Origin of the sequence: Xenorhabdus sp. PB30.3 (assembly GCF_963895965.1) — a bacterium.
GTDB classification, from domain to species: Bacteria; Pseudomonadota; Gammaproteobacteria; order Enterobacterales; family Enterobacteriaceae; genus Xenorhabdus; species Xenorhabdus stockiae.
The window spans coordinates 1-24,250 of record NZ_CAWQMW010000163.1 but is presented as its reverse complement, the minus strand read 5'-3'; the positions used below and the strand labels follow the sequence as shown (position 1 = coordinate 24,250).

21 protein-coding genes and 1 pseudogene are annotated in these 24,250 nt (G+C 42.0%); 10 read left to right on the top strand and 12 right to left on the bottom strand.

Annotated features, from left to right (window positions below; translation table 11 throughout):
- The first annotated feature begins 100 nt into the window (after positions 1–100).
- Positions 101–592, top strand: coding sequence for a UmoD family flagellar biogenesis regulator (gene umoD, locus AACX38_RS20825; protein ID WP_370630640.1), 492 nt, complete (start codon positions 101–103; stop codon positions 590–592).
- Positions 593–707: 115 nt separating this feature from the next.
- On the opposite strand, the gene mfd is transcribed toward umoD, so the two are convergent.
- Positions 708–4,148 carry a transcription-repair coupling factor gene (gene mfd, locus AACX38_RS16495; protein WP_228864974.1) on the bottom strand — a complete coding sequence of 1,147 codons (3,441 nt, stop codon included), beginning with the start codon at positions 4,146–4,148 and terminating at the stop codon, positions 708–710.
- Positions 4,149–4,566: 418 nt separating this feature from the next.
- Here mfd and lolC point away from each other — a divergent pair, with 418 nt between their 5' ends.
- From lolC to cobB, 4 genes are all read left to right on the top strand, one after another.
- Positions 4,567–5,769: a lipoprotein-releasing ABC transporter permease subunit LolC gene (lolC, locus tag AACX38_RS16490; RefSeq protein WP_228864973.1), complete on the top strand. Its 1,203-nt coding sequence runs from the start codon at positions 4,567–4,569 to the stop codon at positions 5,767–5,769.
- On the top strand, positions 5,762–6,478 hold the full coding sequence (lolD, locus tag AACX38_RS16485; protein ID WP_228859234.1) for a lipoprotein-releasing ABC transporter ATP-binding protein LolD: 717 nt from the start codon (positions 5,762–5,764) through the stop codon (positions 6,476–6,478). The genes lolC and lolD overlap by 8 nt, the downstream gene beginning before the upstream one ends.
- On the top strand, positions 6,478–7,725 hold the full coding sequence (gene lolE / locus AACX38_RS16480) for a lipoprotein-releasing ABC transporter permease subunit LolE (RefSeq protein WP_228864972.1): 1,248 nt from the start codon (positions 6,478–6,480) through the stop codon (positions 7,723–7,725). The genes lolD and lolE overlap by 1 nt, the downstream gene beginning before the upstream one ends.
- A gap of 278 nt (positions 7,726–8,003) precedes the next feature.
- The gene (gene cobB / locus AACX38_RS16475; RefSeq protein WP_099123008.1) at positions 8,004–8,825 is read left to right on the top strand and encodes a Sir2 family NAD+-dependent deacetylase; all 822 of its coding nucleotides are present in this window, start codon (positions 8,004–8,006) and stop codon (positions 8,823–8,825) included.
- Positions 8,826–8,924: 99 nt separating this feature from the next.
- On the opposite strand, the gene AACX38_RS16470 is transcribed toward cobB, so the two are convergent.
- The 8 genes from AACX38_RS16470 to rluE all read right to left on the bottom strand — a co-directional run bounded on the left by AACX38_RS16470 (position 8,925) and on the right by rluE (position 17,002).
- Positions 8,925–10,046 carry a ribosomal protein uL16 3-hydroxylase gene (locus tag AACX38_RS16470; RefSeq protein WP_228864971.1) on the bottom strand — a complete coding sequence of 374 codons (1,122 nt, stop codon included), beginning with the start codon at positions 10,044–10,046 and terminating at the stop codon, positions 8,925–8,927.
- Between the two features lie 191 nt (positions 10,047–10,237).
- Complete coding sequence (phoQ, locus tag AACX38_RS16465; RefSeq protein WP_099123010.1) at positions 10,238–11,698, bottom strand: two-component system sensor histidine kinase PhoQ; 1,461 nt, start codon at positions 11,696–11,698, stop codon at positions 10,238–10,240.
- Between the two features lie 4 nt (positions 11,699–11,702).
- Positions 11,703–12,374 (bottom strand): two-component system response regulator PhoP, encoded by a 672-nt coding sequence (gene phoP, locus AACX38_RS16460; RefSeq protein WP_099110936.1) that lies wholly within the window; start codon positions 12,372–12,374, stop codon positions 11,703–11,705.
- A 288-nt stretch (positions 12,375–12,662) separates the two neighbouring features.
- A complete protein-coding gene (purB, locus tag AACX38_RS16455) occupies positions 12,663–14,033 on the bottom strand; it encodes an adenylosuccinate lyase (RefSeq protein WP_099123011.1) in 1,371 nt (456 codons plus the stop codon).
- A 51-nt stretch (positions 14,034–14,084) separates the two neighbouring features.
- Positions 14,085–14,711: a high frequency lysogenization protein HflD gene (gene hflD / locus AACX38_RS16450; RefSeq protein ID WP_099123012.1), complete on the bottom strand. Its 627-nt coding sequence runs from the start codon at positions 14,709–14,711 to the stop codon at positions 14,085–14,087.
- A 2-nt stretch (positions 14,712–14,713) separates the two neighbouring features.
- The gene (mnmA, locus tag AACX38_RS16445) at positions 14,714–15,817 is read right to left on the bottom strand and encodes a tRNA 2-thiouridine(34) synthase MnmA (protein ID WP_228864970.1); all 1,104 of its coding nucleotides are present in this window, start codon (positions 15,815–15,817) and stop codon (positions 14,714–14,716) included.
- A 110-nt stretch (positions 15,818–15,927) separates the two neighbouring features.
- Positions 15,928–16,380: an NUDIX hydrolase gene (locus tag AACX38_RS16440; protein WP_099110932.1), complete on the bottom strand. Its 453-nt coding sequence runs from the start codon at positions 16,378–16,380 to the stop codon at positions 15,928–15,930.
- Positions 16,373–17,002: a 23S rRNA pseudouridine(2457) synthase RluE gene (rluE, locus tag AACX38_RS16435; RefSeq protein WP_228864969.1), complete on the bottom strand. Its 630-nt coding sequence runs from the start codon at positions 17,000–17,002 to the stop codon at positions 16,373–16,375. Before rluE ends, AACX38_RS16440 begins: the two co-directional genes overlap by 8 nt.
- A gap of 139 nt (positions 17,003–17,141) precedes the next feature.
- On the opposite strand from rluE, the gene icd reads away from it, so the two are divergent.
- A complete protein-coding gene (gene icd / locus AACX38_RS16430) occupies positions 17,142–18,395 on the top strand; it encodes an NADP-dependent isocitrate dehydrogenase (protein ID WP_099110930.1) in 1,254 nt (417 codons plus the stop codon).
- Between the two features lie 122 nt (positions 18,396–18,517).
- On the opposite strand, the pseudogene AACX38_RS16425 reads toward icd, so the two are convergent.
- Positions 18,518–18,872, bottom strand: a pseudogene (locus AACX38_RS16425) (integrase); the annotation flags it as partial.
- 227 nt (positions 18,873–19,099) lie between these two features.
- Here AACX38_RS16425 and AACX38_RS16420 point away from each other — a divergent pair.
- From AACX38_RS16420 to AACX38_RS16405, 4 genes are all read left to right on the top strand, one after another.
- A complete protein-coding gene (locus AACX38_RS16420) occupies positions 19,100–19,579 on the top strand; it encodes a hypothetical protein (protein WP_228864968.1) in 480 nt (159 codons plus the stop codon).
- 51 nt (positions 19,580–19,630) lie between these two features.
- The gene (locus tag AACX38_RS16415; protein WP_228864967.1) at positions 19,631–20,086 is read left to right on the top strand and encodes a GNAT family N-acetyltransferase; all 456 of its coding nucleotides are present in this window, start codon (positions 19,631–19,633) and stop codon (positions 20,084–20,086) included.
- A 156-nt stretch (positions 20,087–20,242) separates the two neighbouring features.
- On the top strand, positions 20,243–20,641 hold the full coding sequence (locus tag AACX38_RS16410; protein WP_228864966.1) for a VOC family protein: 399 nt from the start codon (positions 20,243–20,245) through the stop codon (positions 20,639–20,641).
- Between the two features lie 338 nt (positions 20,642–20,979).
- Positions 20,980–22,107: an RNA ligase RtcB family protein gene (locus tag AACX38_RS16405; protein WP_228864965.1), complete on the top strand. Its 1,128-nt coding sequence runs from the start codon at positions 20,980–20,982 to the stop codon at positions 22,105–22,107.
- A 193-nt stretch (positions 22,108–22,300) separates the two neighbouring features.
- Here the strand turns inward: AACX38_RS16405 and AACX38_RS16400 are convergent, their stop codons facing one another.
- Both AACX38_RS16400 and AACX38_RS16395 read right to left on the bottom strand, forming a co-directional pair.
- Positions 22,301–22,678 (bottom strand): hypothetical protein, encoded by a 378-nt coding sequence (locus AACX38_RS16400; protein ID WP_228864964.1) that lies wholly within the window; start codon positions 22,676–22,678, stop codon positions 22,301–22,303.
- Positions 22,679–22,912: 234 nt separating this feature from the next.
- Complete coding sequence (locus AACX38_RS16395; RefSeq protein ID WP_099123566.1) at positions 22,913–23,392, bottom strand: PliI family lysozyme inhibitor of I-type lysozyme; 480 nt, start codon at positions 23,390–23,392, stop codon at positions 22,913–22,915.
- Between the last annotated feature and the right edge of the window lie 858 nt (positions 23,393–24,250).

Sequence of the window (24,250 nt, the reverse complement as noted above, 5' to 3'; positions counted from 1 at the left end):
CCCATAAATACAGTGAGTTAAAATTTTTTAATCACGAGTCAAGTATGTTTTTGATTCCCGAAAATAGCTAAGGGATATGTTTAAGTAAGGAGTGTGACAAATTATAAATATAATAACGTGTTATGCAAGTAAGCTAAAGGCAAGACAGTGTAGGATTTACTCTCTGATTGTTATTATTACTGTTGGTATCGCTATAATATTTTTTTCTAAAAAACCACAGCCTAAATATGCTCAGGTACTTTCTTCAGAACCTATCATAACTATAGGTCATGCACAAAAATATTATTGTAATGGGGCATTGGTGCCATTTATTAAAATATTTGGTAATACTGAAAGCAACCGTTTATCTGTATGTAAAAATAGTCTATTTTTTTTCATCGAAAGATTAAATATAACAAGAGAATCTTATGCACTGAACTATTATGAATTAAAGCATTGCATTGCATTTAAGATCCGGGAGCCGCGTATTATTGGGTATGATGTCATTTATACTATTGATAATAAGCCGGGAAAGGTAAGAGTGATACATAAACCAGATCAATCGATCCCATTGAATGGAAAGGGGAAGCTGATCCTTGCACCGTATTTGTAGAGGTGCTCCAGAAATGAAATATCTCCGGTCACATAGTTATTATATTCCCGGAGATAAGTATTTAAGCTGAAATTTGTTGATATTTTAACGATATTTAAAAGCAACAGTATTGATGCTATACCTGATGTTGCTCAAATGCCTCCAATAATGACTGAATAAACGATAAGCGCGCAGTTCTTTCAGTTAACTCGTTAATAAATTTCAGTTTAGAAGGCCCATCCAGTCGATAGATATTAGGCTGAGTCTGCAATAAGTTGATCAGATAGTGGGGATCCACTTTATTACTTTGACTAAATTCAATAAAGCCGCCTTTTTCATGGGCTTCAATACGTTTTATTCCTAGTTTCTGAGCCGTAAGGCGGATAGAAGCAGATTGTAATAAATGCCTGCCCGGATCAGGTAACATACCGAACCTGTCAATGAGCTCAACTTTTAATTCTGTCAGTTCATTGTCATTCTGAGCGCTGGCAATACGCTTGTAGAAAGACAGACGCATATTTACATCCGGGATATAATCATCGGGTAAAAGCACCGGAATACGTAGTTCTATCTCGGTTTGATTGTTAGTTAAATCCTCAAGTGAAGGTTCCCGCCCGTTTTTGAGTGCATCAACTGCACTTTCCAGCAGCTCCATATAGAGTGTGAAACCGATACTTGCCATTTGACCACTTTGATCTTCACCCAGAAGTTCACCAGCTCCTCGGATTTCCAAATCATGAGTTGCCAGAGCAAACCCTGCTCCCAGATCTTCAAGTGAGGCAATCGCTTCCAGCCGCTTTTGCGCATCTGTGGTCATAGCTTTCGGGTGCGGAGTTAACAAATACGCATATGCCTGATGGTGAGAGCGACCGACACGCCCGCGTAATTGATGTAACTGAGCCAGACCGAAGTGATCAGCCCGTTCAATAATAATGGTATTCGCTGTCGGAATATCGATTCCGGTTTCAATAATTGTAGTGCATATCAACACATTAAAGCGCTGATGATGGAAATCCGTCATGACACGTTCCAAGTCACGTTCACGCATTTGCCCGTGACCGATAACCATTCTGGCTTCAGGCACTAATTCTTCCAGCCGGCTTTTTGCTTTTTCGATATTTTCGACATCGTTATAGAGATAATAAACCTGACCGCCACGTAAGATTTCACGCAGAATAGATTCACGAACGACTAAGCTGTCATATTCCCGTACAAAGGTTTTTACTGCCAGCCGACGGGCTGGGGGAGTTGCAATAATCGACAGATCGCGCATTCCGCTCATTGCCATATTAAGCGTCCGGGGAATAGGAGTTGCTGTCATGGTCAGGACATCAACATCGGCACGGATAGCTTTGATACGCTCTTTATGACGGACACCGAAACGGTGCTCTTCATCCACAACTAATAAACCCAAATCCTTCCAGCGCAGATCACTTTGCAACAGTTTATGTGTACCGATGATGATATCGACTTTCCCTTCTGCTGCCATATCTATCACTTGCTGTTGCTCTTTGGCACTGCGGAATCGTGACATCACCTCAATGTGTACAGGCCAGTTCGCAAAACGATCGCGGAAATTATCATAGTGTTGTTGGGCTAACAGAGTCGTTGGGACTAAAACAGCGACCTGCTTATTATTGTTGATAGCAGTAAAAGCGGCCCGCATTGCGACTTCCGTCTTACCGAAGCCGACATCACCACATACCAGCCTGTCCATCGCAATTGGCTGGCACATATCGCTCAGTACCGCATTAATGGCCTGTTCCTGATCGGGTGTTGTATCGAATGGAAAATTCTGGCAGAACAATTGATATTGTTCCCGGTCGTGCTTAAACGCAAAACCCGGTTTAATGGCTCGCTGAGCGTAGATATCCAGTAATTCAGCGGCAACATCACGGACTTTTTCTGCCGCTTTCTGACGCGCTTTATTCCATGCTTCACCGCCCAGTTTGTGCAGCGGTGCGCTTTCTTCTGCTCCTCCGGCGTAACGGCTGATTAAATGCAGAGATGAAACCGGCACATACAGTTTGTCTTCGCCGGCATAAGTCAGAATGAGATATTCAGCCTTAATGCCTCCGGCCTCGAGTGTTGTTAGCCCCTGATAGCGTCCGACACCATGTTCAAGGTGTACGACGGGCTGCCCGGGACGGAGTTCGGCGAGGTTACGGATCAGGGTATCGGTATTAATTGTGCGTCGGTTATCCTGACGGCGGCGGCTGACACGCTCACCAAGCATGTCACTTTCACAAATGAAGGCGAGTTTTTTCTCCTCATCTATAAAACCCTGTTCTGCGCTGCCCACCATTAAAAAGCATCCAGCCTCTTTAGCATCTTCCAGCTGATGTATTGTGGCCGGATGAATTTTTATGCGAGACAGTAACTCATTGACTGATTCCCGACGTCCTTCACTTTCCACTGAAAAAATGACCTTGCCACTGAACTGCTCGATAAAGCGGCGTACTTTATCTAAAGGCGCTTTATGATGAGCGGCAACGGAGATATCAGGTAAAGGCTGATAAGCCAGATTGATATTTCCGGCTTTCTTGGGCAACTCTTCATTTCTGATTTGGATGCGGGGCCATTTTTTCAGTTCGGCGAACAGCTTGTCGACGGGAATCCAAATTTGGTCGGGAGGAAGTAATGGCCGCATCGGGTCAACTTTACGGCTCTCAAAACGCTGCTCGGTATCCTGCCAGAAACGTTCTGCCGTGTTCATCAAATCCTGCACAATAATCAGTGTATTTTCAGGCAGATAATCAAATAGTGTAGATAAAGGCTGTTCAAAGAATAATGGCTGCCAGTACTCAATGCCTGCGGGTAACATTTTTTTACTGACTTGCTGATAAATGTGTTCAGCATCTCGCCGGACATCAAACTTTTCACGCCACTGGCTGCGGAATAATTCAATGGCTTCTTTATCTGTCGGGAACTCATGGGCCGGCAGTAAGCTGATTTTTTCCACTTCCTCCAGCGTTCGCTGACTATCCACATCAAAAGTACGCAGGCTATCGATTTCATCATCAAAAAAATCGATGCGGTAAGGGTGCTCACTTCCCATAGGAAATAGATCGAATAAGGCACCGCGTGTGGCAAATTCACCATGTTCAAGCACCTGCTCAACGCTGCGATAGCCGGCCTGTTCCAGATTTGCCCGTAATTTATCACGCGAAATACGCTGCCCTTTATGCATGATCAAAGCATGCCCCTGAAGGTATTCGTGAGGGCAAACACGCTGCATCAATGTATTCACAGGCAGAATAAGTGCCCCTTCTGTCATAAAAGGTAGCTGATACAGGGTAGATAAACGATTTGAAATGATTTCCTGATGAGGGGAAAAACTATCGTAAGGCAGAGTTTCCCAATCTGACAACATGTTTATTGAAGTACGGGTAAATTGTGGAATTTCATCACGCAGCCGTAAGGTGTTCTGCATATCTTTTGTGACTAATAACACAGGGCCGGAGTGACGTTCAATGATTTCAGCACATTCAATGGCACAAGCAGCACCGATCAGATGGCCTAACTGGCGGATATCACCGCGACGTTCAGGAAGTTGATAACGATATTTTGCGGACATAAGCGTTTGATGTGTTCTCTAAGATTCAGTCCATTCCCAACACATATTTAACCCAGTAGCCTTTACAATAAATACGCTGGCAGGTTGAGAGAAGTAAAAACAGAACCGGAATGTGAATGGCTCCATCATATAGTACAGCTGCTCTTTATTATCCCTGAACACATTGCTTTGGCAACAGCTGAGTGACAGATTTGCTGTCTGGCCTGAGGTGGTATATTAGCTCATGTTAACAACAGGGCTTTTTTATCTTCAATTTCGAAGGTGCTAATCAAAACTTAATTAAACAGTGATAATATGTAATAAGTGAACGATATAGATTGAATTTTTTACAAAATACATATGCAAAAACAGAGATAAAATATGATCTTTTTCATTAATTTAATGCATTCAAATAACCCCCTTTGATACGGCGGATCCTATGTTTCAGTCTGTTTCATTATTTATCGGATTGCGCTATATGCGCGGGCGGGCGGTTGATAAATTTGGCCGCTTTGTTTCCTGGCTTTCAGCCATTGGTATTACATTAGGGGTGGCTGCATTAATTACCGTGTTGTCAGTCATGAACGGCTTTGAACGTTCACTGGAGGCCAGTATTCTGGGCTTTATGCCCCATGTCATTATTACTTCAGAAAATGGTTCAATTAATCCTGCCGAGCATCCGAAAAGTCAGCTCTCTGGTTTAAAAGATGTCACCCGTATTGAGCCGGTTGTTCAGGGAGATGTTGTACTGCAAAGTGCCCATAATGTGGGTGTTGGCGTTATGCTGGGTATTAAGCCGGATGAATATACACCATTGGCTGAATATACCGTCAATGTTGATCAGAGCCAATTGCAGCCCGGTCGCTATTTTGTGATTTTAGGTGAAAAACTGGCAGCAAGACTGGGTGTCAGGCGAGGTGATCAGATCCGCATTATCGTTCCGAGTGCCAGCCAGCTTACCCCAATGGGTAGGATCCCAAGCCAGCGTTTATTTACAGTAGCCGGCACATTTTTTGCCAACAGCGAAGTTGATGACACTGAAATGCTGGTTAATCAGCAGGATGCCGCCCGACTTTTACGCTATCCCATTAATAATATTACCGGCTGGCGTTTATTTCTCACTGAACCATTAAAGGTAGATGAATTAAGTCAGCAGCTGCTGCCGAAAGGCTTGGTCTGGAAAGACTGGCGTGAACGTAAGGGGGAGTTTTTTCAGGCAGTACGTATGGAAAAAAATATGATGGGGTTATTGCTTAGCCTAATCATCGCAGTGGCTGCTTTCAATATTATCACTTCTCTTTCTTTATTAGTGATGGAAAAACAGGGTGAGATTGCTATTTTACAGACACAAGGGTTAATCCGTCGGCAAGTGATGACCATCTTCATGATTCAGGGAGCCGGAGCCGGCATTATTGGTGCTTTATTGGGAACGGGGTTAGGAATACTGCTTTCTAGTCAACTGAATAACTTAATGCCTGTTATCGGTCTGCTGACAGAAGGTATTCAATTACCTGTTGCCATTGAACCCACTCAGGTGGCGATTATTGCCGTCAGTGCCATGTTAATCTCTCTATTATCTACTTTATATCCTTCCTGGCGCGCTGCTGCCACTCAACCTGCTGAGGCTTTACGTTATGAGTAATCAACCTTTATTGCTATGCCATCATTTGTATAAAAAATATCAGGAAGGGCAGGTTTCCACCGAGGTATTAAAAAACGTCACATTTTCCATGCAGCAAGGAGAAATGATGGCGATTGTCGGCAGTTCCGGTTCAGGTAAAAGTACTCTATTGCACTTATTAGGAGGGCTGGATTCACCGACCTCCGGTGAAGTGATTTTCAAGGGGGAATCACTTAACAATATGTCGGCTTCCGGCCGGGCAGAATTACGGAACAGAGAAATTGGTTTTATTTACCAGTTTCACCATCTGCTGCCTGATTTTAATGCATTAGAAAATGTTGCTATGCCGCTATTGATCGGTAGTAAAAGGCTGCTTGGGGGGAAGAAGCAGGCTGAGCAAAAAGCACGGGATATGTTGGCGGCAGTCGGGCTGGAAAAGCGGGCACATCATCGGCCTTCTGAATTATCAGGAGGTGAACGCCAACGGGTGGCTATTGCCCGTGCACTGGTGAACGAACCTTCACTGGTATTGGCAGATGAGCCGACAGGTAATCTTGACCAACGTAACGCTGACAGCATTTTTGAACTGTTAAAGAACCTGAATCAACAGCAGGGCACGGCATTTTTGGTTGTGACTCATGATCTGAAACTGGCTGACAGGCTGACGCGTCAGGTAGAAATGCGTGATGGGTATTTACAGGATGAATTAACCCTGACGGGGGGAGTGTAATGGCAAATCTGCCTCTTGCATTACTTACTGCAATACGCTTCAGTCAGGGACGGCGCCGCGCGGGAATGGTTTCTTTAGTCTCAGTCATTTCAACACTGGGGATCATGCTGGGTGTTGCTGTGCTGATCATCGGTTTGAGTGCAATGAATGGCTTTGAGCGTGAACTTAAAAACCGGATACTTTCTGTTGTTCCTCATGGTCAGATTTATACGGTAGAACAGCCTTTCCAGCACTGGAAATCAGCGCTTAAACAAATCAGGCAAACTCCGGGCATTGCAGGAGCTTCTCCTTATATTGAATTCACCGGGCTGATGGAACGAGGAGATAAACTTCATGCTGTTCAGGTTCGTGGTGTTGAACCTGAGACTGAAGCTGAAGTCAGTACCTTGTATAAGTTTGTCCGTGACGGCGCATGGCAGACATTTCAGGCGGGCAAACATCAGGTCATTCTGGGGCAGGGAGTCGCAAATTCCCTGAATGTGAAACAGGGTGATTGGCTAACAGTGATGATCCCAAACAGCGATCCAAGCCTGAAATTATTACAGCCTAAACGAATACGTTTACAAGTTACCGGTATTTTTCAGTTAAGTGGCATGTTGGATCATCGTCTGGCTTTGGTTCCGTTATCTGATGCACAACAGTATCTGGATTATGGCGATGCTATTACCGGCGTTGCTATTAAAGCAGACGATGTTTTTGCAGCAGAGAAGCGGGTTATAGCCGCCGGCAATGCAACAGGCAGGTATGTCTATATCAGTACATGGCTGAAAGACTACGGTTATATGTACAACGACATCCAGATGATACGGGGTATCATGTACTTAGCTATGATTTTAGTCATTGGGGTCGCCTGTTTTAATATCGTTTCAACACTGATTATGGCGGTCAAAGATAAGAGCAGTGATATTGCTATTTTGCGTACACTGGGGGCTAAAGATGGTCATATCAGGTCAATTTTCTTGTGGTATGGATTATTGACCGGAATGGTTGGCAGTATTATTGGCGCTATTGTCGGAATTTTCATGGCGCTTAATTTGACAGCTATTATTAAATGGATAGAGAAGCTGTCCGGGCATCAATTTCTTTCCGGTGATATCTATTTCATTGATTTTCTGCCGTCAGAATTACATACCATGGATATTTTCTATGTTTTGTTAACGGCACTGATCCTGAGCTTGTTAGCCAGTTGGTATCCGGCTCGTCGGGCCAGTAAACTTGATCCAGCGCGGATTTTGAGTGGTCAATGATATTCCAGAGTATTCACTATATCCCTTAAGCGCGCTATCTTACGGAGTGAACTGAGCATAAGCGATGAGCTGAACACACCATGAATAAAGTTGTGGTAAGTGAACAGAAACTGAGGAAATGGTTCTATACCCTATGAATTTCAAGTTACCTCGTGATGACGAGTGAATGATCCCCTGAGAACATAGATAACAGTATGGCCGGGGGAAAGAACGCAGCCAACAAAGAGGCAACTCGAAAGACGAGGTGTATAAAAGGATCATTTTGCGGAGACGTATAAATGCGTGTTATTCATCGGCTCAGTAAATTCCGTAAGAGTAGGCGACTACGAAATCAGAGGTTTCATCGGCAAATTTTTTACAGGGATATCCGTGTGGCAAATAAAATAAAGAAACCCCATGTGGTAGTACTGACCGGAGCGGGTATTTCCGCTGAATCAGGTATTAGAACGTTTCGTTCTTCTGATGGGCTATGGGAAGAACATCGTGTTGAAGATATTGCGACACCGGAAGGATTCAAACGTGACCCTGAATTAGTTCAGGCATTCTATAATGCGCGAAGAGAGCATCTACAGCAGGCGGAAATTAAGCCCAACGCCGCACACTATGCTTTAGCCGAACTTGAACAACAAATTGGCGATAATTTCCTGCTGGTCACACAGAATATTGATAATCTGCATGAGCGTGCGGGGAGCAAGCGTGTTCTCCATATGCATGGCGAACTACTGAAGGTGCGCTGCTGTCAGTCCGGGCAGGTTATTGAATGGACATCTCACCTGACAGTGGATGATCGCTGTCACTGTTGTCAGTTTCCTTCGTTACTGCGCCCTCACGTTGTGTGGTTTGGCGAAATGCCTTTGGGGATGGAACAAATTTATTCTGCTTTATCTGAGGCGGATATTTTTATTGCCATTGGCACTTCCGGTCATGTGTATCCTGCAGCGGGGTTTGTACATGAAGCGAAATTATCGGGTGCCCATACTGTTGAGCTTAATCTGGAACCCAGTCAGGTTGAGAGCATGTTTGATGAAAAACATTATGGCAACGCTAGCCAAATAGTTAATCAATATGTTCAGTCACTACTTCATCAGATGTCTGAATGAGAGATTTGCCCCAGCTACGTTGTCAGTTATGTGACTGGGGCAAACATTCAGGTTGTCCGGAATAGGGTTTAAAACCTACCGCATTCACCTGTGCGGTGGTTAATCATTAAAATACCAATAACCACTGTTTACCAGAGCAGTAAGCAGGCTGATAAACTGAACATCATCAATAGCATCACCCAAAATATCAGCATTGACAGTATCATACTGGCAAAGTGCATCAGCTGCCTGCAAATGAGATGTATCCATTAATTCGCCATTAACGAAGCAATTATCACCCACACGCAATACACGTAGTCCATTCAAACGATTCAGGCTTTCACCCTGTTTGAGCAGATCATAAATCTCATCACTTTCATATGGAGGGTCTGGTGGCGCGATATCCAGCTCATGGCGTGACTGAGAGATAAATTCCCCAAACCAGTTTTGGAACGTTTCTGGCTGTTCCAGTAAATCCTGCATCATGGTACGCAGAGTCGCCAGCTCGTTTGTCTGGATCAGTGCAGGATTATCACGGAATGCCAAATTAGGGTCACTGTAACGATGGCTACCCAATTCATTTGCCAGAACATAATCGGCAAAACCACTGAACAGTTCACGGGCATTTGGCGCACGGAAACCGACTGAATAATTCAGTGATGGTTCAATGGCATATCCTTCATGTGGAAAACCGGGTGGAATATAGAGAATGTCTCCGGGTAGCATCTCTTCATCAATAATGGCTTCGAAAGGCTCAACCTGTAATAAGTCAGGATGAGGGCAATGCTGTTTCATCGGGATCTTGTCTCCTACACGCCAGCGTCTGCGTCCTTCTCCTTGAATGATAAATACATCATATTGATCAAGATGCGGACCGACACCACCACCCGGAACGGAGAAAGAAACCATCAAATCATCCATTCTCCAGTCTGAAAGCACACGGAATGGCTTCATAAGGGCAGAAGAGGGGTGATGCCAGTGGTTAACGGCTTGTACGAGTAATGACCAGTTTTGGTCGCCTAAATGATCGTAACTTTCAAATGGCCCATGAGAAACTTCCCAGCGATCTTTTTTATGGCTGACTAAACGACTGTCAATTTCATTTTCCATCGCCAGTCCCGCCAGCTCATCGGGAGAAAGTGGGTCGGTAAATTGCTGGAAACCCTGTTTGATTAGCAATGGACGTTTTTGCCAGTGATTCTGCAAGAACGCCTGCCAATCCAGATTCAGCTGATAATTCATGGTGATATCCTGAGTGACAAGAAAATTTCAGGTCATTATAACGGATAGTCAATAGAGTTATCAGATTCGGATGAAATATTTCGAGGCCGCTCCCATTCTGTATTTATTGCGAGTATCCCTGTTGCCGATTAAGTGATAGCCATTTTGTATTCAGAAGAGAGGGTAAGTTGTTGATACAGATGATACAGATTTTAGGTGATTTGCTGATTGCGGAAAGTTACACTGACTTTTGCACCTCCCAGATGGCTATTATCGATGCTGATATTACCGTCATATTGTTCTACAATTTCAGAGGCGATCGACAATCCCAATCCTTGCCCCGGACGCAGTGTATCGGCCCTTAACCCACGTTCGAAAACGATATGACGTTTATTAGGGGGAACACCGGGGCCGTCATCATCAACAATGATGGTGAGGAAATTCTCACCCATCATGGCAGTAACATGAACAAACTCCAGACAGTATTTACAGGCATTCTCCAGAATATTCCCCATTACTTCCAGAAAATCATTCTTTTCACCCAGCCAGGTTAATTCAGGCGAAATATCTAAGGTAACATTGATCCCTTTGTGTTGATAAACTTTTATCAGTGCATTGGTCAGGCTATCAAGCAGGATGGGGACGGAGAATATTTTTTTCAGAATGAGGTTATGATCGTTGTATATATTGGCCCGATGTAAATAATAACCGATTTGTTGAGAAATTCTGTCAATTTGCTCAAGCATGACGGGTTCAGCCTGCTTAATGGTCATTTGCTTATTTGAGCGTAGAGAGCGCAGCGTAGATTGAAGCACGGCTAGAGGAGTTTTCAGGCTATGCGTCAGGTCTGATAATGTTGTTCGATATTTTTTATAACGTTGGCGCTCATTATCCAGTAAGGCATTCAGGTTCTTAATCAGGCCTTTTAATTCAGCTGGTGGATTTTCATCTAACTCTTGTCGTTCACCTTTTTCCAGGGAACGTATCTGAGTGATGAGTGATTTAATCGGGCGTAAACTCCAGTCCGCAGCAAGCCAGATTAATGGAATAATTAAAAACAGATTGGCAATCAATACATACCCGAACCATTCCCAAATTTTTTCTGACGGTTGAATATTTTGGGGTATGGTATTGATAACTACAATGGTTAATGCCGGAAGTTTATCCTTTGCTGGATAAATTTTGACGGCTACAGAATAAATCAGTAGTACTTTATCAGCATTGAGAATAGTGTCAGTTTTATTATTAACCGGATATTGACTCTGTGACTCAGAATATAGCTGAGGATGTATATCGGGATAATAAGTTTCTAATTCATATAAGCCGTCTTTTTTCAGCCAATTAGGATGAATCTTTTCTTCAAGTTCCGGTACATTATTCTGACGCCAGAGGATATCGCTTTTATCGTTATAAATCAGAGTTAATGAGCGATTTCCCATGTGGAAATTCTTGGGAAGATGAACAAATAACTTATTTTCTTTCCAACTGGCTAGCGAATAAAATAAATTACTCTGGTTACTGAGTATGGCATAAGTATCATTATCAAGACGCATTAAATAGCCAACAATTGCAACGACTCCATAGGGCAGAGTCAAAGAAAGAATAATGGCAGTTGCCGCCATGAGAAATCGTGCTCTCAGGGAGAAGAGATGAGTTCTCAGAAAGTTAAACATGATGTTATTTCACATCAAAGCGGTAACCCTGACCACGGACTGTAACAATCACTTCGTCAGGCCATTCATTCAATATCTTTTTTCTCAAACGCCCCATTAATACATCAATTGTATGGCTTTCACGTAATTCAGCGTCAGGGTATAACTGCCTCATTAATAATTCCTTACTGACAACTTTGCCATTATTACGCATCAAAGTTTCAATAATCGTATATTCGAAGGCAGTTAATTTTATCTTCTTACCATTAACAGAAAATTCCTTACGTGAAAGATCAATCAGAAATGGTGGTAATTCCGCAACTTGCGATGCCAGCCCACTATTACGACGCATTAATGCCTGTATACGCGCATTAATTTCTTCCAATTGGAACGGCTTAGTCACGTAGTCATCTGCACCGGCATTTAATACGGTAACTTTTTCCTGCCAGCTTTCACGGGCAGTGAGAATGAGAATGGGTATATTAATATGATCGCTGCGCCAGCGTTTTATTAAGCTTAAACCATCTTCCCCGGGTAACCCCAAATCAATAATGGCAACATCAGGGTGGTTCTCTTTCAGGTAATAATCGGCCTCTTTTGAGTCTTCAGCAGCATCAACCTGATGACCAATATCCCGAAGCTGTACTTTTAAATGATGACGAAGCAACGCATTATCTTCAACTATTAATATTCGCATAATGGTTCCTTATGCTAACCAGTAAAATTTATCAAATAAATCTTAAATAGCTAGATAGTCAACTATATGGATGGATTGAAATAAATTATAGATATGTTGTTATGATTAAACCAAGTATAGTAACTATTTAGTCTATTGTTGGTATGTTAATGAATGGATTGCTAAAAACAATAAGGTAAATCGAAAATAGTATATAACTTTGCGACTTATTTATACTTCATATAAGATTACGCATTTTTTTAAAATGTGGACGGGAATTCCCATCCACATTTTATAAATAAAATCGTTTTATTTTAATTCATCAACCAGTAATTCAGCATAGCCGATATAATTGGCAGGAGTCATCGACTTAAGACGAGTTTTTTCTTCTTCTGGTAGTTCGAGACCATCGATGAAGTTTTTCATTCCTTCTGCATCAACACGTTTACCACGTGTAAGCTCTTTTAATTTTTCATACGGCTTCTCAATACCATAACGGCGCATAACCGTCTGAATCGGCTCAGCCAGTACTTCCCAGTTCTGATCCAGTTCGCTTAATAAATGTTTCTCGTTGACTTCCAGTTTATTCAGGCCTTTCATTGTGGATTGATATGCAATTAATGCATATCCCAGACCAACACCCAGATTACGTAATACTGTTGAGTCAGTCAGGTCACGCTGCCAGCGGGAAACAGGCAATTTACTGGCAAGATGGCCAAACACTGCGTTTGCCAGACCCAGATTACCCTCTGAATTTTCAAAATCAATCGGGTTAACTTTATGTGGCATGGTTGATGAACCAATTTCACCGGCAACTGTTTTCTGTTTGAAATGATTAAGAGCGATATAACCCCAGATATCACGATCAAAATCAATCAGGATAGTATTGAAACGCGCAATACAATCAAACAGTTCTGCAATGTAATCATGTGGTTCAATCTGAGTGGTGTATGGGTTCCATTGAACACCCAGAGAAATAACAAATGATTCGCTGAACTGATGCCAGTTAATGTGAGGATAGGCTGACAAATGGGCATTATAGTTACCAACTGCACCATTGATCTTACCTAAAATTTCAATTTGGCCAAGTTGGCGGAACTGACGCTCCATGCGGTAGGCAACATTTGCAAACTCTTTACCTACAGTCGAAGGAGTCGCTGGCTGTCCGTGGGTGCGTGACAGCAAAGGCAGATCACGGTATTCATGAGCCATACGCTTAATGGTGTCGATTAACTGACGCCATTGTGGTTGCAGCACTTCCTCACGGGCAGTTTTAAGCATCAATGCATGTGACAGGTTATTGATGTCTTCGGAGGTGCAGGCAAAATGTATAAACTCAGCAACCTGATGTAAAGCAGGAATATGAGCGACTTTTTCTTTCAGAAAGTACTCAACGGCTTTAACGTCATGGTTAGTTGTACGCTCAATTTCTTTAATGCGTAATGCATCCTGTTCATTGAAATTTGTAATAATTTCATCCAGGTAAGCGTTTGCCTTTTCATCAAAAGCAGGAACTTCTGTGATTTCTGCTGTGGCAGCCAGTTTTTGCAGCCAACGTACTTCAACCTGCACGCGGAATTTCAGTAAGCCGAACTCACTAAAAATAGCGCGCAGTGCGCTAACTTTATCGCCGTAACGGCCATCAATCGGAGAAACAGCGGTCAGTGAGGATAATTCCATTGGTAGAAACTCCCGGATTTTATTTAACGATTTATTTAACAATTAATTCAATTAACAACGCGCAAGAATGTCTTTTGCCTGTCGGACTAGTCGTTGTCGGGAAAACATAAATTGCAAACGGCTACCGCCAACCTGCTGCCATAATACGGTACTGCGAATACCCGCCAGTAATGCCGCCCGGACTTTTGCCTGCACCAATGTGTTGCGCAGAATATCCGGCGAGCCTGTGACTTGGATGCGAGGCCCTAATGGGCTAATGACATCGACATAAATACCGGCAAGAGAATTGAGCATTCCCTCAGACATAGGTTCAAAATAAGCCTGCTGACGTTCTAGCTGGCTTATGCGTTTAGCTAATTCATCTGCTGCTGATGGGTTTTTACTGAGACGTCGCTCCAGTGCCATCAGACTTAAAGTATAGCGGGTCAGCTCTGCTGAGAGCCCACTATTTGTACCATTCAGCATTCCCATCACAGCATCAAGGCCGGTACGCAGGTTACCCGCCTCATTACCAAAGACATCCAGAGTAGATGTCGGATTCATATTCAGAACACTGTTGAGAGTTACTTCAAAAGCACCGGCATCACATTGCCCTTCATGGGCCAGCTGCTGTACCAGACGAGCTGACTGGCAGATACCTGCCAGCGCCAATGTAATGTCGTAATAATTTTTAGCCACGATTACTCCTGTATACGTTGTTCGATCACACCACCGCCGAGACAAATTTCGCCCTGATAAAACACAGCTGATTGACCGGGAGTGACAGCGGCAACGGGGCTGTCAAAACGAACCTCAATTTTATCTTCACTCAAAGGAATGACTGTGCAGGGAATATCCTGCTGACGGTAGCGCGTTTTTACCACGCAACGGATTTCTGTTTCCAGTGACTGGCGATCAACCCAATGCAGTTGTTGTGCAACTAAGCCGACAGACATCAGGCGGGGATGTTCATGACCCTGTGCAACAACCAGTATGTTATTTGCAACATCTTTATCAACAACATACCAGGGGTCTTCATTACCGGATTTAGTTCCTCCGATACCCAACCCTTTTCGCTGACCAAGTGTGTGGTACATCAGGCCGGTATGTTGCCCGATAGTCTGCCCGTCAACGGTAACAATCGGACCCGGCTGAGCTGGCAGATAGCGGCCCAGAAAATCGCGGAACTTACGCTCACCAATAAAGCAGATACCTGTAGAATCTTTTTTCTTCGCCGTAACCAGCCCAATTTCTTCGGCAATGCGGCGCACTTCAGGTTTTTCAAGTTCCCCGACCGGGAATAAACTTTTGGCAACCTGCTCATGACTCAGGGTATATAAGAAATAGCTTTGGTCTTTATTACCATCAAGGCCCCGAAGTAACTGACTAACGCCATCCACATCCCGACGGCGGACATAATGGCCGGTTGCAATGTAATCAGCACCTAAGTCTTCGGCAGCAAATTCTAAAAATGCTTTGAATTTAATTTCTTTGTTACAGAGAATATCCGGATTCGGTGTACGGCCTGCTTTATATTCAGCAAGGAAGAGTTCAAATACGTTATCCCAATACTCAGCTGCGAAATTGATGGTGTACAGTTCAATACCCAGCTTGTCACACACCGCCTGAGCATCCTTAAGATCATCGGCGGCAGAGCAGTATTCCTCATCGTCATCTTCTTCCCAGTTTTTCATAAACAGGCCAGCTACCTGATAACCTTGTTGCTGTAGCAGGTAAGCGGAGACGGATGAATCAACACCACCGGACATTCCGACGATGACTTTTTTCTGGCTGTTATCTGACATGGGCATATCTCACTGCGGAAAAAAATAAACGCGGTACTTTAGCATGTTGACAGGCAAGGTGCATCAAACGTCTTCGTACTCTTGTGATTTGCGTTTCATTTAATGGGAAATTATTTTGTGAAAGGCGAACCATAGCTATCCAGTATTGATAAGGGGTGAGCCTGATTTTCCAAATAATTACGGATACTTTCAGCAACTAATGGGGAACGCAGTTGTGGGCTGTTGATAATTTCTTCTGCGCTCAGCCAGTGACAGCAGTGGATATCACTATCCTGAGGATCGGTATCCACCGTTTTTTCTAGTTCAACCAGAAACAGAAAACGGATGAAGGGAGTTCCATCCGGGGCGACCCACTGATGTAACTTCAGTAATGCCTGTGGTTTAGCACGAATTCCTGTCTCTTCCCATAATTCGCGTTCAGCCGCTTCCAGTAATGTTTCATCAGCTTCAAGGTGACCCGCAGGCTGGTTCCAGCGAGGCTTGCCATCAATAAGTTCTTCAACAACCAAAAATTGATTTTTGGCATGTACTATGCAAGCAACGGTGATATGTGGACTAAACAAAATCGATCTCTCTCCATTCTCCGGGGGATAAATCCCCTAGCTGTAATGAACCCATACTAAACCGGATAAGACGTAATGTTGGAAAACCAACATGGGCTGTCATTCTGCGTACCTGACGGTTACGGCCTTCAAAAAGCGTGATTTTCAGCCAGCTGACAGGGATGTTTTTTCGTTCCCTAATTGGCGGAGTTCGCTCCCAAAGCCACACAGGTTCTTCGACTAATTCTGCTCCGGCGGGAAGTGTAGGGCCGTCTTTCAGGGTAATACCGTTGCGGAGTTTACTCAGTGCAACTTCATCCGGTATTCCTTCTACCTGAACATAATAAATTTTGGCCGTTTTTTTGTTGGGCTGCGTTAATTTGGCTTGCAACTTTCCATCATTAGTCAGAACCAGTAACCCTTCACTATCTCTATCTAGCCGTCCTGCGGCATAAACATCACTAAAAGGAATAAAATTCTTTAAGGTTGTTCTTCCCATTTCGTCAGTGAACTGTGGCAGAACATCGTAAGGCTTATTAAATATCAACACCCGACGCGGGCCCGCTATTCTTTTTGTGGCATTGGTATTTTTTCTTTGACTGAATCGATTAAGTTTACGTTTTTTAAAAGAGAAATTTGTCATGATAAGTTATTGCACAAAGTGAAGGGCAATATTATACCTGAAATCTGCGCCATTGGCGTTTGCAGAATATTCAAGTAATATTGACACGTCCCTTACAAAAAATTAACAAGGCATTGCGCTTACTTGAAAGGAGAGGTTAATGGAAAGCAAAGTAGTTGTTCCGGCGGAAGGTAAAAAAATTACTATTGATACCAAAGGTAAATTAAACGTTCCGAATAACCCGGTAATCCCTTATATCGAAGGGGATGGCATTGGTGTTGATGTAACGCCGGTCATGCTGAAAGTGGTTGATGCTGCGGTTCAGAAAGCATATAGCGGTGAGCGCAAAATTTCCTGGATGGAGATTTATACGGGTGAAAAATCTACACAGGTTTACGGTAAAGATGTCTGGCTGCCGGAAGAAACACTTGATTTGATCCGTGAATATCGGGTTGCTATTAAAGGCCCTCTGACAACGCCTGTTGGCGGTGGAATCCGTTCGTTGAATGTGGCACTTCGCCAACAGCTGGATTTATATGTTTGCCTGCGTCCGGTTCGCTATTATCAAGGGACTCCAAGCCCTGTAAAACACCCTGAATTAACTGATATGGTGATTTTCCGTGAAAATGCGGAAGATATTTATGCGGGAATTGAGTGGAAAGCCGGGTCTGCGGAAGCGGATAAAGTGATTAAATTCCTGCAGGATGAAATGGGCGTTTCTAAAATCCGTTTCCCTCAACAGTGTGGTATCGGTGTGAAACCATGCTCGGAAGAAGGTACTAAGCGTCTGGTACGTTCTGCGATTGAATATGCAATTGATAACGATCGTGAATCAGTGACTCTGGTTCATAAAGGCAATATCATGAAGTTTACTGAAGGTGCCTTTAAAGACTGGGGTTATGAATTAGCGCGTACAGAATTTGGTGGTGAACTGCTGGATGGCGGTCCATGGGTGAAAATTAAGAACCCTAAAACCGGCAAAGATATCATCATCAAAGATGTAATTGCCGATGCATTCCTGCAACAAATTCTGCTGCGTCCGGCTGAATATGATGTTATCGCCTGTATGAACCTGAATGGTGATTACATTTCTGATGCGCTGGCAGCACAAGTGGGTGGTATTGGTATTGCCCCGGGTGCAAACATTGGTGATGAGTGTGCCCTGTTTGAAGCAACACACGGTACAGCACCTAAGTATGCCGGTCAGGATAAGGTAAACCCAGGTTCAGTCATCCTCTCCGCTGAAATGATGCTGCGCCACATGGGATGGTTCGAAGCTGCTGACCTAATCGTTAAAGGGATGGAAGGATCGATTGCTGCCAAGACTGTCACATACGATTTTGAGCGCCTGATGGAAGACGCTAAGCTGCTGAAATGTAGCGAATTTGGTGATGCTATTATTTCTCATATGTAATAGTCACTGATTAAAATAGATAGCGGGGGCTTAATGGTTCCCGTTCTTTTATTATCACGTAAGAAACGGTTATCAAAAAGTTATCAAAACAAGTTATCAAAACCCAGTAAATTTTAAACGCGTCAGATCACAATTTTTATCCAATCCTTACCTCGGTCATCGTGATATTTATCGGTCTGTTGTTGCGTTTTGTGTCCTAATAAATTCTTCGTATTAATGCCTTGTTCACGATATAGACGCTCTGATAATGAACGCTGTTCATGGAAAGTGGCTGGAGTTCCTTCGCCCCAGTCAATGTCTGTTTTGTCACGTGCTTTTTTGAAATTTGTTTGTATTAGCTGTCACTTTTTCCCCGCGCTTAGATTGCGATGTGGTGTGAAAATAGTGAATTAAATAGGGACTAACAACACGATCACGGCATCGCGCTACCACCTCCCTAAGAGAGATATTCAGTGCGTTGCAGCGTAACGCCAGTGGATTATCGGCAGATCGTTTCCAATCCGCATAATGATCGATCACTTAGTTACCTTTATTTTCCAGTCACCTAAAAAATAAAATCCTAGATTTTCCCGTAATACTGTTTGAGTGCAGTCTATGATAGAAATTTGTGATTAGTTGATAGCATAAAGCACCGGTATCGAGTTATATGTTATTTAACGTCAAGACTATACTTGAATCATTTGAGTCATGATAGGTGGTGACAGATGTTAAAGAAAATTGCCGTTGCATTACTGCTTTTTCCGGGTTACTTGCTGGCAGATACCGGAGTTTATACCACTGCTGATGGTAAGCTCGATATCCGTGATGGTAATTATTCCTGTTACTTGTACCCGGCATACATATTCAGGGAGCCCAAAAATCACAAAGAATTTCCTCCCGGGTATTTTCCTAAAATCATGATGAAGGTGAGGGCGGAAGGAAATGGAAAATACATAGGTGTTAGCCTCTATCCTAATATACCACCAAGAGTAAAACCTAAGGGAACATGGGGTTATTTTGGTGCTAAGGTCGGGCTTGGTTCAAGAGACAATAAAGAGGTTATTTATGATTCAGTTAAGGACAACATAAATTTTTCCTATCTGGTAGGCACTAAACAATCGGGGGTGGTAGCCACTTTGAGTAGTAATGATCCTTTTAGTCCGGTGAATGCTGTATTGGGAAGATGTAAGAGAGTCGGTTCTTAAATAATTACTATTATGTTGTTTGAAAAGTAAAGGCTCTAAAGGTGGGATATTATGATAAATATGGACGATGACCGAAAAAACAAAATACTCTACATCCGGCGTGCTGATATGCCTGATATCGATATTCTTACCAGAATCGATCCAGTTGTTTTGTATGATAATCGCCGGTTAGTTCAAATTAAAAATTGGGTCAAGAGTCAATTTTGCTATTTGGTAGAGTTAGATAGTGAAGTGATTGCTTATGGTGTACTGCATTATAATTTCTTTGATTATGCTTTTATTGAGATGCTGGTGGTTGGAGAAAGAAACAGAAGGGAAGGCGTTGGCTTACAACTTATCAACTACCTAAAATCAATTTGTTCTTGTCCAAAATTATTCACATCTGCGAACCAATCTAATAAATCGATGCAATCATTATTAAACAAGGCGGGATTTAGGAAAAGTGGTTATATAGAAAACCTTGATGAAGATGATCCAGAGTTAGTGTTTTTTTATAAAATAAATTGATGCTCAAAGAATAAATATTCTATCAATTTTATTTTCTATATATCCAAAAAATATTCTGATAAATGTGGCTTGACCTAAAGTTAGGTTAAGGTTTTAAAGTGTACGTGTTTTTTAGCAAAAAATATAAAAACTTTAAAATAAATTATGGAGAATATAATGATCCCAAGGTCATCAATATTAAGAGTAGCCAGGCCAACTGATAATCTTAGAGAAGTTACAGAGATGTATGTTAATGGATTGGGGTTTAAGCTATTAGGTGAGTTTCAGGGGCATAATAACTTTGATGGTTCAATCATTGGGCATGAAAAACACAGCTATCATTTGGAATTTACGCATCATCAAGGAACTGTTGTTGGAAGAGCACCAACAAAAGATAATCTACTAGTTTTTTACTTTAGTGAAAATAGTGTTTGGGAACAATGCTGTGAGCGTATGATAAATGCAGGTTTTAAGGTGGTTCAATCATATAATGACTATTGGGATGTGGTGGGAAAAACCTTTGAAGATATAGATGGTTATAGAGTAGTTCTACAAAATAGAGAATGGACTGCTTAAGGGATTTATTAATTTCAATATGTGGTTAAAAGCATAAAGTTATGTTTTTGATCACATGTTGGAATTATTATTTGATATTAGTTTTAAATTATTGAGTGTGAATTAAATAAATCACTGGTAATTTGATCCATATTTAGAGTATGATGCCTAACTTCAATTTTATATATTGACTAAACTACATTAACGACTGAAAGGAGAAAATATAATGACGACAGTAACAATGACTCTTTTCGGGCCAGTCTGTAGCTAATTACTAAGATTTTTACATCTGGTATTGCTCTGGCTAGGACAGCCTGAACCATAACTCTTATTATTTTTATCGATCATAGGATTGATCTATGGGCAATACATTATATTCAGCTGCACCACAATCGCATATCCAGATTATTGCAGCAGAAAATACCTGGCTGGAAGGTAAGGCCATCCAGCAACTCGAAACAACAGCACAACTTCCTGATATGGTACGTGTGGTCGGTTTGCCTGACCTGCATCCAGGTAGAGGTTATCCGGTTGGCGCGGCATTTTTCTCACAGTCACGTTTTTATCCTGCACTCATCGGCAATGATATTGGGTGTGGTATGGCATTGTGGAAAACAGATTTAGTGCTGAATAAGTGGTCGTTAGATAAACTGGAGAAAAAACTCGGTTCTATCGATAACCCTTTGGAAGAAGATGAACTGCCAGAGAATATGGCCGAATATTTTTGCTATTCACCGGGGACGATTGGTGGTGGTAATCACTTTGCTGAATTGCAGCAAATAGATGAAATTTATCAGCCTGAACTTCTTGAAACATGGCAACTTAATAGACAAGAGCTTTTATTGTTGGTACACAGCGGTTCACGTGGGATGGGGCAAATGATCCTTGAACAGCATGTTCGCCAGTATGGGCATAAAGGGTTGGAGGCGTCCAGTGTACAGGCGCAGCATTATCTTCAGCAACACCAACAGGCTCTCGATTATGCTCACCTTAACCGTCAGTTAATTGCTGAACGGATGCTGGGACGCTGGCGAGCTGAAGGAAGCTGTTTACTGGATGTTTCACACAATTTGCTCACCTCCAGTGTTATTGACGGAATTGATGGCTGGCTACATCGCAAAGGTGCAACACCTTCTGATCAGGGATTGGTCGTTATTCCGGGTTCCCGAGGGGACTATAGCTATTTAGTGGAACCGGTAGCAACTGAACAAAGTCTTTTTTCTCTTGCTCATGGTGCTGGTCGTAAATGGGGACGTAATGAGTGTAAATCACGTTTAGCTGGGCGTTATAATGCACAACAACTTTCGCGTACCGCATTGGGTAGTCGTGTGGTTTGTCTGGATAATCAGCTGATTTTTCAGGAAGCGCCAGAAGCCTATAAGCCTATTAGTGGCGTAATGGATGCTATGGTACAAACAGGTTTGGTAAAATTAGTAGCACGGCTTAAGCCTGTATTGACTTACAAGACCAGAAAAAACCAAGAGTAATTCCATAAATCCTTTTGTACAGTTTTACTCTGGAGCCTTGAACCAAATATACTCAATGAATTCCAGAATGAGTTGCCGTAATAAAAGTGCACTCCAGAAGCATAACTGACGATATGACCGCTGCGAATAGAGTGGTAATTTGCAAGAGTACAAGTATATACGGAGCGGCGAATCTTCGTCGCTCCGCATTTAATCAGCGAGCATGTTGGGATAAAACATGCTTTATCTGAACCTTACAATCTTTAACTGATTTAGCCAGCGTCTCATCAAAATGGTGATTGCTCGGAAATTTTGGCTTATGTTCTCTGACTTCAGCAACAGTTTGTTTAATTGTTGCAATAAATTCATTTTTATTAGATTGGATTTCTTTTAGGGTTAACCCTTTCTTATGTAAAGAATTTAATGCATTTTGTGCTATCACATCTGGCGAGTCATGGGTTTTAAATGCCTCTACGGAAGCTTTGCCAAACACATCACAATAGGTTTCAGCAATCTTGTCCTGATTTGTATGTGCGGCATAAGAGAAGAATGAGAGCGATAGCAAAAAAAATGGTAATAAAAGACGTTTCATAGATTCCCCTTTATCAGCTATACCGTGGTATACCCATCAGCCTTTCAGGTTGCTTTTTATTGTCTGTGCTCACCCCGATTATATAGTGAGCCATGTTTTCGGAGGGAATAACTTATTTTCCTCCGCGATACAACTCGAAATCCATTGGGTATGGTGGTGATAACATTAACAATAGTACATTATCTATCGTTTGCCTGACATTTTATGGGCATTGAATAACTGATTCAGGTGTTATCACTGTTTCTGCTTTAAGCATTGCTCTTTCTTACAATGATTACGAAGCAATCTAATAATATTATTCGTACTATTAGTATTGATGCGGGTCAGTAATTTGACATCCTTATCGGTAATTTTGAGTGCATCAACTTCAAGGTAATTCCCTGAGCCTGCGGTGAGCTTAGAGATAATGAGTTCTTTACTCCCGTCACCATCAATATCAGCAAATGTTGTTCTTGGTTTTCCGTCATCTTCAAATATTGAGCCATTGCGGGAAAAAACGGCACCAGTGGTGAATTCTGTTAGCTCTTTATCCTGGAAAACAGCAATGGAATAGCTACCTATGGATGCACTTTCCAGATCACCGACTGAAATAACTGCAAATTTTTTATCAGGTAAATTAATCAATACACCATCTTTGGCAAAGGTTGGAGATGATAATAATAGGGTAAACAGTGTTGCCAGTACGGAAAATTTTATTTTTTTAACTATAAGCATCGACAATACTCCATTAGTTAATGTGTTGCTTCAAAGGAAAAATAGCAGAAGCTGATAGGCGAATTTATATCGTAGCATGGATTTTTAAAGACGATAGTGTTGGGTAAAAAAGTAAAAATCAAGCAGATTATGTCGGATAAGCAGGCACCAAATGCATGCAGACTTAACTATAATCATTATTATTTTTTAAGTTTAATTGGTTTTTTGGAAAATATGATTATAGATATAAATTAACCGAAAACATTCCATGATGTAAGATGGATTTTGATAGAGTTAATAAAATTTTTTCGGCAAAAATAGCCTGTGATTATATAAATAACCGCACTTATATCATGCATTGATTATTTATGGTTTGAAAATAACGGGAGTGAAGACTCCCGTTTTATTAATTTTGATATAAACAGGGGGCTAAGTACTATTTTTTTCAATTTTTTCTACAATCTTGTTGTACTCTTTCCAGATAACAGACAGCGGCGAGTTTAAACAGCAGATTGAGATAGAACCGCCTGTTGCTGGATGGTACTCGTATTTAGATTTTCCCCTATATACCCGTTTTGGCAGTATGTTATCCGCTGGATTTTTTCTTTTTCTTTCTAACATCAATCATAACCTCACTAGCAGATTATCTGATGGCCAGATAGTGGAATATTAATATCTTGCTAACCTGTTGTTTTTATTTCTTATGTAAAAAATAACAAGTGAAAATCTTAATATGAAATGGTGGCTTTTTCCAATTATCACAGCATTAAAATTTAATAATCTCATTTGAAGAAAGATATTGCTATATGTTTTCTTAAATTCAAGAGATTTCAACATTAAATTTTGTCGTTATTTTAGTGTTTTTAATGAATGCAATTA